Raw genomic sequence first — 15,731 nt, 5'->3', positions numbered from 1 at the left:
TGGCCGCCGGCTGCAATAGATATCCGCCATGAATTCTGGACCGCTTTCAGACCATGGCGGCCGCGCGCATGCTGCGAGCGGCGGAACCGGTGCGCGCGCCTTCTCCCATGTCAGGACGTGGATCTTCGACCTCGACAACACGCTCTATCCGCATCACCTGAATCTCTGGCAGCAGGTCGACGGCCGCATCCGCGATTACATCGCGCAATTGCTGAACATCAACCACGACGACGCCTTCCGTCTCCAGAAGGACTATTACCGGCGTTACGGCACCTCGATGCGCGGACTGATGACCGAGCACGGTATGAAGCCGGACGACTTCCTCGATTTCGTGCATCAGATCGACCATTCTCCGCTCGAGCCCAACCCCGCGCTTGGCGCGTCACTCGAACGCTTGCCCGGCCGCAAGCTGATCCTGACCAACGGCACGCGCAAACATGCGGACGCAGTGATGCGGCGGCTCGAAATTCACGGCCATTTCGAGGACGTCTTCGACATCATCGCCGCCGAGCTCGAGCCCAAGCCGTCGCGGAAGACCTATGAACGCTTTCTCGAACGGCACGATGTCGACCCCGCAAGCGCGGCGATGTTCGAGGACCTGGCGCGCAATCTCGCCGTTCCGCATGCGCTCGGCATGACCACGGTGCTGGTCGTTCCCGGAGGGACGCGCGAGGTGTTGCGCGAAGACTGGGAGCTGGAAGGCCGCGACGCGGCCCATGTCGATCACGTCACCGACGACCTGTCCGGTTTCCTGCAGGCCAATTGCTGCCGCTAGTCCGCCGCCGCTGGCGCAGCAGCGTCAGCCGACAATACTCGGAAGCCAGAGCGCCATCGCCGGGAACAGGATCAGCAACGCCACCAGGACGAAATCCGCGGCAAGGAACGGCAGCGTACCGCCATAAATCCGCATCACCGGGATTTCCGGATGCTGGGCCTGGATCACGAACACGGTCATTCCCGTGGGCGGCGTGATCAGGCCGATCGTACACATGATGGTGACAAAGATGCCGAACCAGACGCCGTCATATCCGATCGCATTGATCAGCGGCAGCGTGATCGGAACGGTGATCAGAATAGTGGACACCTCATCGAGGAAGGTTCCGAGCGCAATGTAGAGCGCCATCACCGCCATCAGAATCCAGAACGGCGACAGCTCGCTCAGATGCGCCCATTTGGTCAGTTCGGTCGGAAACTGCGTCAGTACGATGAAGCGCGAGAAAATGAACGCGCCCGCCACCACGAGCAGAATTGACGCCGTGGTGTAGACGGTCTCGAGCATGCAATCGACGAGATCCCGCGCGGTCATCGAGCGGGTGGCAAATCCGATGATGATCGCGAGGAAGGCCGCGACTCCGGCCGCTTCGGTTGGCGAAAACCAGCCGAAATAGATCCCGAAAACCGCAATGAAAAACAGCAGGCCGAGCTTCCACATGCCGACCGAGGCGCGGAGCCGGTCCCGCAATGGCATCGACGGCACGCGCGGGATCCATTTCGGTTTGAGCCAGGCCACGGTCCACACCGTGATGACGTACAATCCGGCCAGCACGAAGCCGGGGACGAAAGCCGCCGCGTAGAGCTTCACCAGCGAAACCTCGGCGACGATCGAATAGATCGCGGTCAGCACGGACGGCGGAATAAGGACGCTCAGCGTACCCGCGGAGGCCACGGTGCCGCCTGCAAAGGCAGGATCGTAGCCGTGGCGCCGCATCTCCGGGATCGCGACGCGCGAGAAGGTCGCAGCCGTCGCAATCGAGGAGCCGCAGATCGCCCCGAACAGCGTGCAGGCGCCGATGCTCGCATTGGCCAGCGCGCCACGGATTCCGGAAAACATCGCGTTGCAGGCCTGAAACAGCTCGCTCGCCATGTTTGCGCGCGACGCCACCGCGCCCATCAGGATGAAAAGCGGAATGACCGACAGCGAATATGCGCTCGCCATCTGATAGGGGACGAGCCCCGCCATCTTGAGCGCAGGCGCCCAGCCATCGATCGCCGCGTAGCCAATAAAACCTGCGAACGCGAGCGAGATCGCGATCGGCACACGCAGGAAAATGAGCACCAGCAGGAAGATGACGCCGGCAAAACCGATCTCGGTAATGCTCATACGCGATCCTCCAGACGATGCTCCATCGTATCGGGCCCCTTGTCATCGCTGCGGAACACCATGAACAGCGCAGCGAGCGCCGCGAGGCTCATTCCGATGAGCACGATCGTCCAGTGCCAGAATGTCGGAATCCCAAGGTCCGCCGTGACATCGTGGAAGTCGTAGGAATCCCGCGCCGCTGACCAGCCCTGCCAGACCAGAACGGCGAATGTCAGCACCGACAGGATCAGGGCAATTCGCTTCAGCACCGGCACGATGCGTGGCCAGATCTCGTCGATGGTGTTCACCAGAATATTGTCGTCGCGCAGGAACACGCAAGGCAGCGCCAGGAAGAAGGAGCCGGCCAGCATGAGTTCGATCAGCTCGTAGACGCCGCGCAGCGGATAATTGAAGAACGTGCGCAGGATGACATCTGCGACCGTCAGCACCAGCATGCCGGCCATAAACGCGGCTGCGATCCCCCCGCAGACCGTCGACACGATATTGCCCCAGCGCTTCAACTCAGTGCCCCTATATGGGCTCACGCCTCAACGCGTGAGCCCGAAATCCATCCCCGCCGTCGCGGCTGCGGAGCGCGATATTATTCGCGGCTCCGACAGCCTGACGAAAGCGAACCGTCATCAATTCCAGAAGTTCTTGGAGTCCTTCGCATGCTTTTCGGCGAGCGCCTTCATCATGCTGTGCACGGCGCTGGCCGGCAGGCCCTTGCCGTCGAGCTCCTTGATCTTCGCGGCGGCGACGTCACCGCCGATCTTGCGAAACTTGGCGTTCTCTTCCGGCGACAGCTTGATCGCTTCGCCGCCACCGTCGAGCAGCGCCTTCTTGCCCGGCCCATCAAGCCCGTCCCACGCCTGGCCGACTTCCTTCTCGACGCCGACAAGCGATTTGGTGATGAGTTGCTGCAGATCCGGCGGCAGCTTTTTCCAGGTGTCCTCGTTCATCGCAAGTCCGAAGCTCGCGACATACGAATACATCTCCGTGGTATGCTTCACCGTGCCGCCCATCTTGAAGGCGATGCCGGCGCCGCCATAGTCGATCACCACGCCGTCGAGCGTACCCTTCTGCATCTGCTCGACCTGCTCGGTCGGAGCGACGCCGACCGGCGAACCGCCGAGGGCTGCGACGAAGTCGCGGATTTCGGGCGATGCGAAGCGCAGGCGCAAGCCCTTGACGTCGTCGACGGTCTTGATCGGCTTCTTGGTGGTGTGAATGTTGCCCGGCTGATGCGTGAACAGCATCAGCACCTTCACGCCCTTGTGCTCTGCATCGAGATATTTCGCGCGCAGCTCGGGATCGTTCAGGACCTTGGTGCCGATCTCGGCGCTGCCGACCATATACGGCACCTGGACAATTCCGGTCAGCGGGAAGCGACCAGGCGTGGCGCCGTGCAGGAACCAGGAGATATCGGCCTGGCCGGTGCGGGCGAAGTCATAGTGCTGCGGCACCGGTCCCATCTGCGCGCTCGGGAAGCGCTTGAACACCAGCCGCCCGCCGGACTCCTTTTCGAGTTTTTCGGCCCACTTGATCAGCCACTGCGACATCGCGTGCTGATCGCCGACATAATAGGCGAGCTTCAATTCGATCGGCTGTTGTTGTGCGGTCGCCGCGCCAGTTCCGAGTGCAAGGGCGAGTGCGGCGGCCGGCAGCAAGGCTCGCCGGGTCAATCCTGTCATTGTCTAAATCCTCCCGATCGGCCCGTGAATTCGGACCGTGTTGTGGAGTCTAAGCTGCCAAAATGAGCGGACCACCGCAATGGCTTATGACGAAACCACGTGCCCCGTCCGGGGTGGTTCAAGCATTGCGGGAAATCAATGCGCGGATCGATGCGGACGAGCGGCCACCCGCCATTGACATGGCGGCCTTCGTCGCGCGACACAGCGGCGCTAAAGGACGGGGACCAGCATGGCTCACGAAAAGCTCGCGCAAACGATCGACGACGCCTTCGAAAAGCGGGACGGCATTTCGCCCAAGACCAAGGGTCCCGTGCGCAAGGCCGTGGAGCAGGCGCTTGAGCTTCTCGATTCGGGCGCCGCGCGCGTTGCCGAAAAGCAGGCGGACGGCCGCTGGGAGGTCAATCAGTGGCTGAAAAAGGCGGTGCTGCTGTCGTTCCGGCTGAACGACATGAGCGTGCTGAAGGGCGGGCCGGGGAAATCGGTCTGGTGGGACAAGGTCCCTTCGAAATTCGACGGCTGGACCGCCGCAAAGTTCAAGAAGGCGGGCTTCCGCGCCGTGCCAAACTGCGTGGTGCGCAAGTCGGCCTTCATCGCGCCGGGCGTCGTGCTGATGCCGTCCTTCGTCAACCTCGGCGCCTATGTCGATTCCGGCACCATGGTGGATACCTGGGCGACGGTCGGCTCCTGCGCGCAGATCGGCAAGAACTGTCACATCTCGGGGGGCGCCGGCATCGGCGGCGTCCTCGAGCCGTTGCAGGCGGGCCCCGTCATCATCGAGGACAATTGTTTCATCGGCGCGCGCGCTGAAGTCGCCGAAGGCGTCGTGGTGCGCGAGGGCTCGGTGCTCTCGATGGGAGTCTATCTCGGCGCATCGACCACGATCATCGATCGCTCGACCGGCGAGGTTTTCCGCGGCGAGGTTCCGCCCTACTCAGTCGTTGTGTCGGGAACGATGCCGGGCAAGCCGCTGCCGAACGGCCAGCCGGGTCCGAATCTCTACTGCGCCGTGATCGTGAAGCGCGTGGACGAGAAGACCCGCTCCAAGACCTCGATCAACGAATTGCTGCGCGACTGATTGGTTGCGCCACGCCAGGGCCGGCCGCACGGCCGGACCCCGGACCGACGCGCGCCGGCTGAACCGCGACCGCTTTCCCGCGACTGACCCGTATCGCAACCCGATACATTGCGGTGCTCGCGAGCGCGCTTGCGATCTGGCGCCTCATCGAGCTCGGCTGCCTGCGCGGCACCGTCGGCCGCAATCCCTATGGGCCAGACCCGCTTGACGACCACCGAACCGGCGTGAGGCGAAAGCCATGACATTGATCGATAGCTTGATACGCCTCGACGGTCGCATCGGACGCAAGACCTTCTGGATCGGCTCGATCGTGCTGATTGCGTTGTTCCTCGCGGCTGTGTTGGCGCATGACCGCAACAAGTCAGGCTGGTGGGCGCTGGTTTTCATCTTCCTCCCCGGCGTCGCCGACCGCTGGTCCGACCGGTTGACGGAAGACACGCCGCTGTGGTGGGTGTTGGTCCTGATCGGAAGCGTGCTCACCATCTGGGGGCTGATCGAACTGGGCTTCCGCCGCGGAACCGATGGCGACAATGACTATGGACCGGACCCCCTCGCCCAGCGCGAATCAGGCGCACAACCCGAGCCCTCTCGCTGACCCCGTAACCATCGCACGCGATCTTCTGCGCTGCCCGTCCGTTACGCCCGCCGAGGGCGGCGCACTCTCCTGTCTGGAGCAGATCCTGAAGGCTGCGGGCTTCACCACGCACCGCATGACTTTCTCCGAGGCCGGCACCCCGGACGTGGAGAATTTCTACGCCCGCATCGGCACCGGCTCCCCGCACCTGATGTTCGCCGGCCATACCGACGTCGTGCCGCCCGGTAACGAAAAGGCCTGGACCCACCCGCCATTTGCGGGCGAGATCGCGGACGGCATTCTCTACGGACGCGGTGCCGTCGACATGAAGGGCGGGATTGCCGCCTGCGTTGCGGCGACCCTCGATTATCTCGCGGCAAATGGCGGCAAGCCGAAGGGCTCGATCTCGTTCCTGATCACCGGCGACGAAGAAAGCGTAGCGATCAACGGCACGCCCAAGCTGCTGGATTGGGCCGCGAAGCATGGCGAGACTTTCGACCATTGCATTCTCGGCGAGCCGAGCAATCGCGAGACCCTGGGCGACACCATCAAGATCGGGCGGCGCGGCTCGCAGAACGGCACGCTGATCGTTCACGGCAAGCAAGGCCACGTCGCCTATCCGGAGCGCGCAGACAATCCGGTAACGGGTCTCGTGACCCTGATCTCCGCGCTCAAGAGCGAGCCGCTCGATCACGGCTCGAAGCTGTTCGACCCATCGAACCTGGAATTCACATCGGTCGATGTCGGCAACCCGACCGTCAATCTCATTCCGGGCGAGGCCCGCGCCCGCTTCAACATCCGCTTCAACGACCTGCACAATCAGGAATCGCTGAAAGCCCTGATCGAGAGGCGCGCCATCGCCGCATCCGGCGGCAAGATCAGATTCTCATTCGAATGGGAGCCGTCCAACGCCGACGTCTTCGTGGTCGAGCCGGGACCGTTCACCAATGTTGTTGCCGACGCAGTCGAAGAGGTGACTGGTCGCAAGCCGGTCCTGTCGACCACCGGCGGCACCTCGGATGCGCGCTTCATCAAGAACTACTGCTCTGTCGTGGAATTCGGTCTGGTCGGCCAGACCATGCACGCGATCGATGAGCGCGTGCCGGTATCGGAACTGGTTGCGCTGACCGCAGTCTACCGGAACATCCTGGATCGGTATTTCGCCTGAGCTTTGCGCCGATCGCTGAACCGCGTTCCGGCTGCGCCCGTCCGGTAAAGCGCAACCCGGCGTATCAGTAATCCACCTTCGTCAGATACAGCCCCTCCGGCGGGGCCACCTGCCCGCACAATGTGCGGTCGCGCGCTTCAAGGATGCGGGCGATATCGTCCGGCGTCCACTTGCCCTCGCCGACATGCACGATCGAACCCACCATCGAGCGTACCTGATTATGCAGGAACGAACGCGCCGACACGATGAGGTTCACGTTCCAACCTTCAGTCTCGATGTCGAACTGATCGAGCGTCTTCATCGGAGACTTCGACTGGCAGTCCGTCGAGCGGAAGGTGGTGAAGTCGTGATGGCCGAGCAGCCGCTTCGCCGCCTCGCGCATCGCGGCAATGTCGAGCGGACGTCCGACGCGCCAGGCCCTGCCGAGATCGAGCGCAAGGTCGGGCCGCCGGTTCACGACGCGGTAGAGATAATGCCGTTTCTTCGCCGAGAAGCGCGCGTTGAAATCCTCGCCGACACGCTCGGCCGCAAGGATCGCGACCGGCTGCGGCCGCAAATAGAAGTTCAGCGCATCCCGCACCGTGCCGCCGTCATGATCGCCGCGCAGATCGCAATGCGCAACCTGGCCGAGCGCATGGACTCCCGCATCGGTACGCCCGGCGCACTGGATGGTCACGCGCTGGCCGTCGAAGCGCGCGATCGCGTCCTCGATCGCCCCCTGCACGCTCGGCGCATCGGCCTGATACTGCCACCCGCGATAGGGCGTGCCGTCATATTCGATGAGGAGTTTGTAGCGGGGCATCGTTACAAGCCTGCAAAAGCCGACGCATAACGTACTTCGCCTTCGAGAGGCGCATCATCCGTCATACGCAACGCCTGCAGATAAGGTCCGTCATAGGGCGTGCGGTAGCGGCGCGCGGCATCGGAAGCGAACCCGAAGCGCGCATAATAGTTTGGATCGCCAAGCACGAAGATCAGCGTTTCGCCCGCCGCCTTGAAACGGGCAATCCCGTCGCGGATCAAGGTCTGGCCAACGCCCTGCCGTTGCGCAGCCGGCAGCACGGCCACCGGCCCGAGCGATATCGCCGCAGCGACGCGATCACCTTCATGCACGGTCAGCCGCGAGAAGCAGCAATGTCCGATGAGCCCGCCGTCCTTCTCGGCAACAAGCGACAGCACCAGATCGCCATCCGCGCGCAGACGTTCGACAAGGTCGGCTTCGACGGACACGCCGAACGCCTCCCGGTTGATTGCACGAATGTCGGCGAAATCCGCCGGTGTTTCAGATCGGACGCGGATGGTCACAGCAGAGCCGTGCCGCGCGCGAGCGGCGTGCCGCGCAGGAATTCGACGGCTTTCATCGGCTGTTTGCCGGCACGCTGCAGATCGAGGATGCGAAGGGCGCCGTCGCCGCAGGCAATGGTGAGGTTGTCATCAAGCACGGTGCCGGGCGCACCGGTCCCGCTCGCAAGCGTCGAGCGCAGCACCTTGACGCGGACTGGCCCCTTGTCGCCCGGCATCTCGAACCAGGCTCCGGGAAACGGCGACAGCCCGCGGATGTGATTATGCACCTCCGCCGCAGGCCGGGACCAATCGATCCGCGTCTCGTTCTTGTCGAGCTTCTCGGCATAGGTGACGCCGGCTTCCGGCTGCGGCACGACCTGCAGTGAGCCGCGCTCCAGCGCGCCGAGTGCGCGATGCATCAGATCGCCGCCGATCGCGGCGAGACGGTCGTGCAACTCGCCCGCCGTCATGTCCGGACCGATCGCAATGCGCTCCATCATCGCCATGCCGCCAGTGTCGAGGCCTTCATCCATCTTCATGACGGTGACGCCGCTCTCCGCATCCCCCGCCATCACTGCGCGGTTGATCGGAGCGGCGCCGCGCCAGCGCGGCAGCAGCGACGCATGCAGGTTGAAGCAGCCGAGCGGGACGGCTTCGAGAACCGGCTTCGGCAGGATCAGGCCATACGCCACGACCACAGCCGCATCTGCGCCATGCGCGGCGAACTCGGCCTGCGCCGCGTCGGTCCGCAAGGTCTTCGGCGTCAGAACCGGCAGACCTAGCCGTTTCGCTTCACGGGCGACCGGCGTGTCCTGCAGGTCCATGCCACGCCCCGCGGGCTTCGGCGCACGCGTATAAACCGCCGCAATCTCGTGCCCGGCGCCCGCGATCTCGACGAGCGTCGGCACCGCGAAATCCGGCGTGCCCATGAAGATCAGTCGGAGCGGCATTGCTGGTCCCTTCCGCGCCGCCGGGCGGCGAGGCCAAAAGCTACTCGGCCGCCTGCTTCGCGATCTTGGTGAATTTCTTGATGACGCGGTCGCGCTTCAGCTTCGAGATATGGTCGATGAAGAGCACACCGTTGAGGTGATCGATCTCGTGCTGGATACAGGTCGCGAAAATCCCGTCGGCCTCGACCTCCTGCAATTTTCCGTCGAGGTCGAGATAGGTGAACCGCACCTTCGCGGGCCGCTCCACCTCTTCGTAATATTCGGGGATCGAGAGGCAGCCCTCTTCGTGGACGTTCCTGTCCTCCGACGACCAGGTGATCTGCGGATTGATGAAGACGTGCGGATCCTTCTCCTCGTCCTTCTTGGCGAGGTCCATCGTGACGAGCCGAAGCGGCTCACCGATCTGGATCGCCGCAAGGCCGATGCCGGGCGCGTCATACATCGTCTCGAGCATGTCGTCGGCAAGCGCGCGAATCTGCGCGTTCACCGCCTCCACGGGTTTGGAGACGACTCGCAGACGCTTGTCGGGAATGACGAGGATTTCGCGAAGGGCCATGCGCGCGATTTAATTACTGGCCGGCGTACGGTCAATTTCGATCTTCCGCACTCCGTATTGGACGGAGCTGCGCCGCGCCCTTCATTTCTCCGCAACCATACGTTCTCTTTTTGTTCCATCGCCACCGCGAATCGTGCTAGAAGGGCTGGATGGATGGTGTCGCCCTGATCCGGGACCGGCTCGTCGGCCTTGACCCGCTGCTGGTCGTTGCGGTGATCGCGGCGGTCTGCGCGTTCATTCTCGCGGCCACGATCGGCATCACGATCATGCTGATCGCAAGGCGCCGCCGCCGCATGGAAGAGGCTGCGGAAGCCGAACGGATCCAGGCGGAGGAAAACGAAGCCCGCATGGCGGAACTCCGCCGCCTGCAGGCCGAGACCACCGGGCTGGTTCGCGCCATGGGCGACATGCTGGCAAACCGGCAATCGCAGTTCGAGAAGGCCTTTTCCGAGCGCCTCGACGCGGTCACCCACCGCATCGGCCAGTCGATCCAGCACACGACGCAGCAGACCGGTGAGAATCTCAATCGGCTGAACGAACGGCTCGCGGTCATCGACGCCGCGCAGAAGAACATCACCAGCCTCGCCTCTCAGGTCACCTCGCTGCAGAGCGTCCTCTCCAACAAGCAGCAGCGCGGCGCGTTCGGCCAGGGCCGCATGGAGATGATCATCGAGGACGGGCTGCCGAAGGGCGCATACGAATTCCAGTTCACGCTGTCGAACGGCACCCGGCCCGACTGTGCGATTCATTTCCCGGATCAGCGTCCGCTGATCATCGACGCAAAATTTCCGCTGGAAGCGGTCACCGCGTTCCGTGACGCGAAGTCCGACGACGAGCGCAACATGGCCGGCCGCATGCTGCGCCAGAACGTCACCAAACACATCACCGATATCGCCGGGAAATACCTGATCCCCGGCGAGACCCAGGAACTTGCGCTGATGTTCGTGCCCTCGGAATCGGTTTACGCCGAGTTGCACGATCAGTTCGACGACCTGATCCAGCGCGCTTTCCGCTCGCGCGTCGTGATCGTCTCGCCATCGCTTCTGATGCTCGCCGTGCAGGTGATCCAGCAGATCCATCGCGACGCCCGGATGCGCGAGGCCGCGGACAAGATCCACGCCGAGGTCGGTCATTTCATGGACGACCTCAAGCGCCTGCGCGAGCGCGTGCGCAAGCTCGAGGCGCATTTCGGCCAGGCGACCGAGGACATCAAGCAGATCGTCGTGTCCACCGACAAGCTGGAGCGGCGGGGCACACGGATCCGCGAGGTCGAGTTCGAGGGCGAGGGCGACGAGGCGAGCAACGCCGTCATCCCGGCGCCGGTCGGTGCAAGGCGGGTCGTCGCAGCCGAGTGAGCCGATCGACCCGCAAAAAGCTGCGCCCGGATGCAGCTTTTCGCCGGGCGAGGGCCTCCGGCGGCTCCTTTCCGATACCGTGGCGAATTAACCATACCTGACGTTAGTCAGCACAAGAGCACGTGAGCGGGGCGTGGCTTTGCTGGCTTGGCCCCGCGGCCTGGGCTAGATTGCACCTTGGTTAACACTTCGTAAAAAAAGCGTTTCGGGGTAGCGTCGTGCTCAGGGGGGCTCTGGTCATAGCCGCGATGGCGGCCACCGCCGTGTGCGCCGGTTGCTCAAACCGGCCAGTGCAGGGCGTGCTCGTTCCCACCAACCAGCAGGTCGAGGGCACCGCGCGCGTTCCGATCCTGGTCGCGACCACCCGCAAGCGAGCCACCGACGACCCCGGCCAGATGTATGGCGGCGAACGGTCGGATGCGCTGTCCTACGCCGCCATTACCGTATCCATCCCACCGGATCGCAAACCGGGCTCGATCCAGTGGCCCGCGGCACTGCCGGGCGATCCGAAGCGCGATTTCGTAACGGTGTCAGCCGAACATATCGACCACCGCTCCTTCGCGTCCTCGATCGCCGAGACCGCACGCAGGACCGGACACCCGCGCGTGCTGATCTTCGTTCACGGCTTCAACAACCGCTTCGATGACTCCGTCTATCGCTTTGCGCAGATCGTGCACGACTCCAAGGCCGAGGCGGTCCCGATCCTGTTCACCTGGCCCTCGCGCGGCACTGTCGAGCTGAAGTCGTATACCTACGACCGCGAGAGCGCGAACTATTCGCGCGACGCACTCGAAGATCTGATCGACCAGCTCGCCTCCTACCCGCACATCAAGGAAATCCATCTGCTGGCGCATTCGATGGGAAGCCACGTCACCCTCGAGGCGCTGCGCGGCCGCTCGATGCGGCTGGCACGCACACGCGGCCCCGACAAGGTGAAGCAGGCCATGCTCGTTGCGCCGGACATCGATGTCGATGTGTTCCGCGCAACCATCAAGCGCATGGGCCCGAACCGCCCGAAGATGCTGCTGTTCGCCTCGCGCGACGACGGCGCGCTGTCGCTGTCGAAGGAAATCTGGGGCGGCGTGGCGCGGATCGGCGAGGTCGGCGCCAGCGAACCCTACCGCACCGAATTCGAGCGCGAACGCATTGCCGTTTATGATCTGTCCGGATTGAAAAACAGCGCGAGCAATGCGCATAGCCGGGCCTTCGACGACATTTCCGACGTGATGGAGCTGGTCCGCCAGCGCAACATGCAGCAGGCTCCGCAGGTCGCAAGATCCGGCCCGCGGACCACACCGACACAGCAGCAGACCGAGACCGCCTCGCTGCGGAATTGAGGCTTATTCGCGTTTTTCGGCGCGAATAGCTCCGGGGAGTCTCGTCACGCGAACGCCGGGCATCCGATAAGCTACTGAGTTCCTTGCGCTTACAGGATCGGCCGTTTTCCCGCGCGGCGACAAGATCGTGCCACAACGCGATTCAATCTGTTGCGGACACGGGATAGACTCACCATCACATGACCACCCTCGAATCACCTGCCGCAAAATCAGGCTGGTCCGACGCACTCGCGGTCTATCTCAAGCCGCGCGTGCTGATCGTGATTCTGCTCGGCTTCTCATCCGGGCTGCCGCTGGCGCTGTCCGGCGCCACGCTTGCGATCTGGATGACCGAGAGCGGCGTCAACCTGCGCACCATCGGGCTCTACGCGCTAGTCGGCCTGCCCTACACGCTGAAATTCCTCTGGGCGCCGTTGGTCGATGCGCTCGACATCCCGATCCTCTCGCGCGCGCTCGGCCGCAGGCGCGGGTGGCTCGTCTTCTCGCAACTCCTGCTCACGGTCGCGATCCTGTTCCTCGCCGTCCAGGACCCGGCCGTGTCGCTGTGGCCGGTTGCGCTCGGCGCCCTCATGGTCGCGACCGCCTCGGCCACGCAGGACATCGTGATCGACGCCTTCCGTGTCGAAAGCCTCGATACCAGCGAACAGGCGGCCGGCATGGCCGGCTATGTCGCCGCCTATCGCATCGGCATGCTCGCGTCCGGTGCCGGCGTACTCACGCTCACCTGGTGGCTCGCAAAAATCGGAGTGCCGGCGAACGCGGTCTGGATGTGGGGCTTCTTCGCCGCGGCAGCGTTGATGGCGGTTGGTATCTTCGCTTCGCTGATGGCGACCGAACCGGCCGCGCCGGCCGACGTGATCGACAAGGCGCGTGATCCGGTCAGCCGCGTCGCGATCACGGCTTTCGGCGCGTTCAAGGAATTCCTCACGCGTCCCGAGGCGATCACGATCCTGCTGTTCGTCGTGCTCTTCAAATTCTGTGACGCTTTCGCGGGCGTTCTCACCGCGCCCTTCATCATCGATATCGGCTTCGACAAGGCGACCTATGCGGCGATCGTGAAAGGCGTCGGGCTTGCCGCCGCTCTCGCCGGCGGCTTCGCAGGCGGTCTGATCGCGCGCGCTCTGCCGCTGTCGACGAGTTTGTGGATCGGCGGCATCCTTCAGACCATCTCGAACCTTGCCTTCGCATGGCTCGCGCTGATTGGGCCGCATGTACCGGCCTTGACCGTTGCGGTCATCGTCGAGAATTTCACCGGCGCCATCGGCACGGTGATCTTCGTCGCCTATCTCTCCGCGCTCTGCGGCGTACGCGCCCATACCGCGACGCAGTTTGCGCTGCTTACGGCACTTGCAGCGGTCGGACGCACCACGCTGTCCTCGGGCGGCGGCTTCGTCGCGGAATCGACCGGATGGTTCTGGTTCTTCGTAATCTCCGTCCTGCTGGCGATCCCGAGCTTCCTCCTCCTCGCCTGGCTGCAGTTGCGTGGGCATTTCCGGGAACTGGACAAGCCGGCGCAGTAGGCCGCGGATGTGGTAACATCCTGCAATTGCCCATGGGGTCGCATCATGCGACAGCGATTGCTCGCCGGTTTGCTCGTCCTGTCTCCAAGCGCCCGGCACCTGATCTTCGGGTACAATGCAAACCGAATCGCGGCTTCGGGGTTGCCATGCCTTTCTCGCACTGGATTGAAACGGTCGGCTCGACGCTCGACCTCGTCGGCGTGGCGCTGATCGCGCTCGGCCTCGTTATCGCCTTCGTGCGCTATGCGGGGATCGCTTTCACCACGCCGGACGGTATCGATCCCTACCGGCGGCTCCGGCAGGACATCGGTCGCGCCATCCTGCTCGGCCTCGAAGTCCTGGTGGCTGCCGACATCATCCGCACCGTTGCCGTGACGCCGACGCTTGAGAGCGTCGCCGTGCTCGGCGCAATTGTCGTGATCCGGACCTTCCTCAGCATGAGCCTGCAGGTCGAGGTCGAAGGGCGCTTCCCCTGGCAGAAGCGCGAGGCGCAACCGGACGCCTGATCCTCGCGCTACATCGCCGTGCGTTGGCGGATCGCTGCCGACAGCGTGCCCTCGTCGAGGTAGTCGAGCTCACCCCCGACCGGCACGCCATGCGCGAGCCGCGTCACGGCCACATCGGCATTTTGCAGGAGATCGGTGATGTAATGCGCCGTGGTCTGGCCATCGACCGTGGCGTTGAGCGCGAGGATCACTTCCTTGACCGCCGGATCGTGCGCGCGCGTCACCAGCGAGTCGATGGTGAGGTCCTGCGGGCCGATTCCGTCGAGCGGCGACAATGTGCCGCCGAGCACATGGTAGCGCGCATTCACCGCACCGGCGCGCTCGAGCGCCCACAGATCGGCGACGTCCGCGACCACCACAATGACGGCAGGATCGCGTTTGACGTCGGTGCACACGGTGCACGGATTTTGCGAATCGATATTGCCGCAGGTTCCGCAGACCGTGATGCGCTCGTGCGCCACTTCCAGCGCATCGGTGAGCGGCGCCATCAGCTGCTCGCGCTTCTTGATCAAGTGCAGCGCGGCGCGGCGCGCAGAACGCGGGCCAAGCCCCGGCAGCCGCGCCAGCAGCTGGATCAGGCGCTCGATTTCAGGTCCGGCAACGGCTTTCGGCATGTGATTCCCAATCTGACCCACCATATATACCCATCATCGGGGTCGGAAACCTGTGACGCCAATAGTCGCCTCAAGAGTCCTCTCATGAGTCCCCTCGCCCGCCTTGCGACCCGCGTCGCCTATGGCGCGACCCAGTTGCCGCGCCTCGCCTGGTATGCGGGGCACGGCTATGCGCTGCAGCGGCTTGCCGCGGAAGCGCGCCGGCGCGAGGGCGAGGAACTACCGTCACCGCCGCGGCAGGATTCAGGAAGAATTGGAGACAACCGCGCTCCGCTGATCAGCCAGAGCCGGCTCTACGGCGACATGGCGGAGTTGTTTGCCCGCGATCTCGCCAATGTCGAGGCCGGCATCTACCCCCTGCCCGCCGACCATGATGGATCGCCCGCGACCCTGTTCCGCCGATCGCGGCTGTTCTTCGACGACCTGCCGGACGTGCACCGGCGGCGGAAGGAACGGCGGCACGACGAGGTGGCGACGGACGACATCCGCGGCCGGCGTCCGGACTATTACCTGCAGAATTTCCACTTCCAGTCGGGCGGCTGGCTGACCGAAGACTCCGCGGACCGCTACGACACCCAGGTCGAAGTGCTGTTCAAGGGCACGGCGAATGCGATGCGCCGCATGGCGCTGCCGGAACTGCATGAGGTGTTTCGCGGCCGCGACCAGCGCACGCTGCGTCTCGCCGATATCGGATGCGGCACCGGCCGCTTCCTCGATTTCGTGAAGCAGGCCTGGCCGCGTCTGCCGGTCACCGGCATCGACCTGTCGGACGCCTATATCAAGCATGCGCGGCGCCATCTGCGGCGCTGGTCGCGCGTCGCGACGCTGGTGGCGAAGGCCGAAAGCCTGCCGCTGCCTGACGCCAGCCAGGATGCGGTCACCTCGATCTTCATGATGCATGAATTGCCGCCCGCGATCCGCCGCGACATGATCGGCGAGTGCGCGCGCGTGCTGAAACCCGGCGGCCGGCTGGTAATCGTGGATTCACTGCAGCGGCGCGACGTGCCTGATTATGCGG

Annotated in this window: 17 protein-coding genes; 9 read left to right on the top strand and 8 right to left on the bottom strand. The window is 64.2% G+C overall.

Annotation, left to right across the window (positions count from 1 at the left end):
* Positions 1-28: 28 nt before the first annotated feature.
* On the top strand, positions 29-775 hold the full coding sequence (locus VNZ93_RS23985; protein ID WP_325711461.1) for a pyrimidine 5'-nucleotidase: 747 nt from the start codon (positions 29-31) through the stop codon (positions 773-775).
* Between the two features lie 24 nt (positions 776-799).
* Here the strand turns inward: VNZ93_RS23985 and VNZ93_RS23980 are convergent, their stop codons facing one another.
* The 3 genes from VNZ93_RS23980 to VNZ93_RS23970 all read right to left on the bottom strand — a co-directional run bounded on the left by VNZ93_RS23980 (position 800) and on the right by VNZ93_RS23970 (position 3,774).
* A complete protein-coding gene (locus tag VNZ93_RS23980; protein ID WP_325711458.1) occupies positions 800-2,101 on the bottom strand; it encodes a TRAP transporter large permease in 1,302 nt (433 codons plus the stop codon).
* On the bottom strand, positions 2,098-2,580 hold the full coding sequence (locus VNZ93_RS23975) for a TRAP transporter small permease (protein ID WP_325711456.1): 483 nt from the start codon (positions 2,578-2,580) through the stop codon (positions 2,098-2,100). Before VNZ93_RS23975 ends, VNZ93_RS23980 begins: the two co-directional genes overlap by 4 nt.
* Before the next feature lie 141 nt (positions 2,581-2,721).
* Positions 2,722-3,774, bottom strand: a complete 1,053-nt coding sequence (locus VNZ93_RS23970) for a TRAP transporter substrate-binding protein (protein WP_325711453.1) — start codon at positions 3,772-3,774, stop codon at positions 2,722-2,724.
* Positions 3,775-4,003: 229 nt separating this feature from the next.
* On the opposite strand from VNZ93_RS23970, the gene dapD reads away from it, so the two are divergent.
* The 3 genes from dapD (at position 4,004) to dapE (ending at position 6,591) form a co-directional block, all read left to right on the top strand.
* A complete protein-coding gene (dapD, locus tag VNZ93_RS23965; RefSeq protein ID WP_325711451.1) occupies positions 4,004-4,849 on the top strand; it encodes a 2,3,4,5-tetrahydropyridine-2,6-dicarboxylate N-succinyltransferase in 846 nt (281 codons plus the stop codon).
* Between the two features lie 238 nt (positions 4,850-5,087).
* Positions 5,088-5,444: a DUF805 domain-containing protein gene (locus VNZ93_RS23960; protein WP_325711448.1), complete on the top strand. Its 357-nt coding sequence runs from the start codon at positions 5,088-5,090 to the stop codon at positions 5,442-5,444.
* Complete coding sequence (gene dapE, locus VNZ93_RS23955) at positions 5,386-6,591, top strand: succinyl-diaminopimelate desuccinylase (RefSeq protein WP_325711445.1); 1,206 nt, start codon at positions 5,386-5,388, stop codon at positions 6,589-6,591. Before VNZ93_RS23960 ends, dapE begins: the two co-directional genes overlap by 59 nt.
* Positions 6,592-6,655: 64 nt before the next feature.
* Here the strand turns inward: dapE and truA are convergent, their stop codons facing one another.
* The 4 genes from truA to def are packed head-to-tail and all read right to left on the bottom strand — an operon-like array spanning position 6,656 to position 9,381.
* The gene (gene truA / locus VNZ93_RS23950; RefSeq protein ID WP_325711442.1) at positions 6,656-7,393 is read right to left on the bottom strand and encodes a tRNA pseudouridine(38-40) synthase TruA; all 738 of its coding nucleotides are present in this window, start codon (positions 7,391-7,393) and stop codon (positions 6,656-6,658) included.
* A 2-nt stretch (positions 7,394-7,395) separates the two neighbouring features.
* Entirely contained in the window at positions 7,396-7,896 is a 501-nt protein-coding gene (locus tag VNZ93_RS23945; RefSeq protein ID WP_325711439.1) for an N-acetyltransferase, read from the bottom strand.
* Positions 7,893-8,825 (bottom strand): methionyl-tRNA formyltransferase, encoded by a 933-nt coding sequence (fmt, locus tag VNZ93_RS23940; RefSeq protein WP_325711436.1) that lies wholly within the window; start codon positions 8,823-8,825, stop codon positions 7,893-7,895. Before fmt ends, VNZ93_RS23945 begins: the two co-directional genes overlap by 4 nt.
* Positions 8,826-8,865: 40 nt before the next feature.
* Complete coding sequence (def, locus tag VNZ93_RS23935) at positions 8,866-9,381, bottom strand: peptide deformylase (RefSeq protein WP_325711433.1); 516 nt, start codon at positions 9,379-9,381, stop codon at positions 8,866-8,868.
* A gap of 149 nt (positions 9,382-9,530) precedes the next feature.
* On the opposite strand from def, the gene VNZ93_RS23930 reads away from it, so the two are divergent.
* The 4 genes from VNZ93_RS23930 (at position 9,531) to VNZ93_RS23915 (ending at position 14,099) form a co-directional block, all read left to right on the top strand.
* Positions 9,531-10,736, top strand: coding sequence for a DNA recombination protein RmuC (locus tag VNZ93_RS23930; RefSeq protein ID WP_325711431.1), 1,206 nt, complete (start codon positions 9,531-9,533; stop codon positions 10,734-10,736).
* A 248-nt stretch (positions 10,737-10,984) separates the two neighbouring features.
* Positions 10,985-12,073: an alpha/beta hydrolase gene (locus tag VNZ93_RS23925; RefSeq protein WP_325711428.1), complete on the top strand. Its 1,089-nt coding sequence runs from the start codon at positions 10,985-10,987 to the stop codon at positions 12,071-12,073.
* Positions 12,074-12,252: 179 nt separating this feature from the next.
* Positions 12,253-13,593 (top strand): AmpG family muropeptide MFS transporter, encoded by a 1,341-nt coding sequence (locus VNZ93_RS23920; protein WP_325711425.1) that lies wholly within the window; start codon positions 12,253-12,255, stop codon positions 13,591-13,593.
* A 146-nt stretch (positions 13,594-13,739) separates the two neighbouring features.
* Entirely contained in the window at positions 13,740-14,099 is a 360-nt protein-coding gene (locus tag VNZ93_RS23915) for a DUF1622 domain-containing protein (protein ID WP_325711422.1), read from the top strand.
* Between the two features lie 8 nt (positions 14,100-14,107).
* Here VNZ93_RS23915 and recR read toward each other — a convergent pair whose 3' ends face one another.
* Complete coding sequence (gene recR / locus VNZ93_RS23910; protein WP_325711419.1) at positions 14,108-14,713, bottom strand: recombination mediator RecR; 606 nt, start codon at positions 14,711-14,713, stop codon at positions 14,108-14,110.
* 84 nt (positions 14,714-14,797) lie between these two features.
* Here recR and VNZ93_RS23905 point away from each other — a divergent pair.
* Positions 14,798-15,731, top strand: a 934-nt coding sequence (locus VNZ93_RS23905; RefSeq protein ID WP_325711416.1) for a class I SAM-dependent methyltransferase, incomplete at its 3' end; no start/stop codon positions are given.

It is taken from the genome of Pseudorhodoplanes sp., from assembly GCF_035565795.1.
In the GTDB taxonomy this organism is placed as follows: domain Bacteria; phylum Pseudomonadota; class Alphaproteobacteria; order Rhizobiales; family Xanthobacteraceae; genus Pseudorhodoplanes.
Note: the sequence above shows the minus strand (reverse complement) of the source record. Positions and strands in the feature narration are given on the sequence as shown.

What these genes read in the sequence shown, in the direction of transcription:
- dapD (WP_325711451.1), top strand. Translation starts at nt 4,004, where the DNA reads ATGGCTCACGAAAAGCTCGCGCAAACGATCGACGACGCCTTCGAAAAG.
- fmt (WP_325711436.1), bottom strand. Translation starts at nt 8,825, where the DNA reads ATGCCGCTCCGACTGATCTTCATGGGCACGCCGGATTTCGCGGTGCCG.
- VNZ93_RS23925 (WP_325711428.1), top strand. Translation starts at nt 10,985, where the DNA reads ATGGCGGCCACCGCCGTGTGCGCCGGTTGCTCAAACCGGCCAGTGCAG.
- VNZ93_RS23915 (WP_325711422.1), top strand. Translation starts at nt 13,740, where the DNA reads ATGCCTTTCTCGCACTGGATTGAAACGGTCGGCTCGACGCTCGACCTC.
- recR (WP_325711419.1), bottom strand. Translation starts at nt 14,713, where the DNA reads ATGCCGAAAGCCGTTGCCGGACCTGAAATCGAGCGCCTGATCCAGCTG.
- VNZ93_RS23960 (WP_325711448.1), top strand. Translation starts at nt 5,088, where the DNA reads ATGACATTGATCGATAGCTTGATACGCCTCGACGGTCGCATCGGACGC.
- VNZ93_RS23930 (WP_325711431.1), top strand. Translation starts at nt 9,531, where the DNA reads ATGGATGGTGTCGCCCTGATCCGGGACCGGCTCGTCGGCCTTGACCCG.
- def (WP_325711433.1), bottom strand. Translation starts at nt 9,381, where the DNA reads ATGGCCCTTCGCGAAATCCTCGTCATTCCCGACAAGCGTCTGCGAGTC.
- VNZ93_RS23985 (WP_325711461.1), top strand. Translation starts at nt 29, where the DNA reads ATGAATTCTGGACCGCTTTCAGACCATGGCGGCCGCGCGCATGCTGCG.
- VNZ93_RS23970 (WP_325711453.1), bottom strand. Translation starts at nt 3,774, where the DNA reads ATGACAGGATTGACCCGGCGAGCCTTGCTGCCGGCCGCCGCACTCGCC.
- truA (WP_325711442.1), bottom strand. Translation starts at nt 7,393, where the DNA reads ATGCCCCGCTACAAACTCCTCATCGAATATGACGGCACGCCCTATCGC.
- dapE (WP_325711445.1), top strand. Translation starts at nt 5,386, where the DNA reads ATGGACCGGACCCCCTCGCCCAGCGCGAATCAGGCGCACAACCCGAGC.
- VNZ93_RS23920 (WP_325711425.1), top strand. Translation starts at nt 12,253, where the DNA reads ATGACCACCCTCGAATCACCTGCCGCAAAATCAGGCTGGTCCGACGCA.
- VNZ93_RS23980 (WP_325711458.1), bottom strand. Translation starts at nt 2,101, where the DNA reads ATGAGCATTACCGAGATCGGTTTTGCCGGCGTCATCTTCCTGCTGGTG.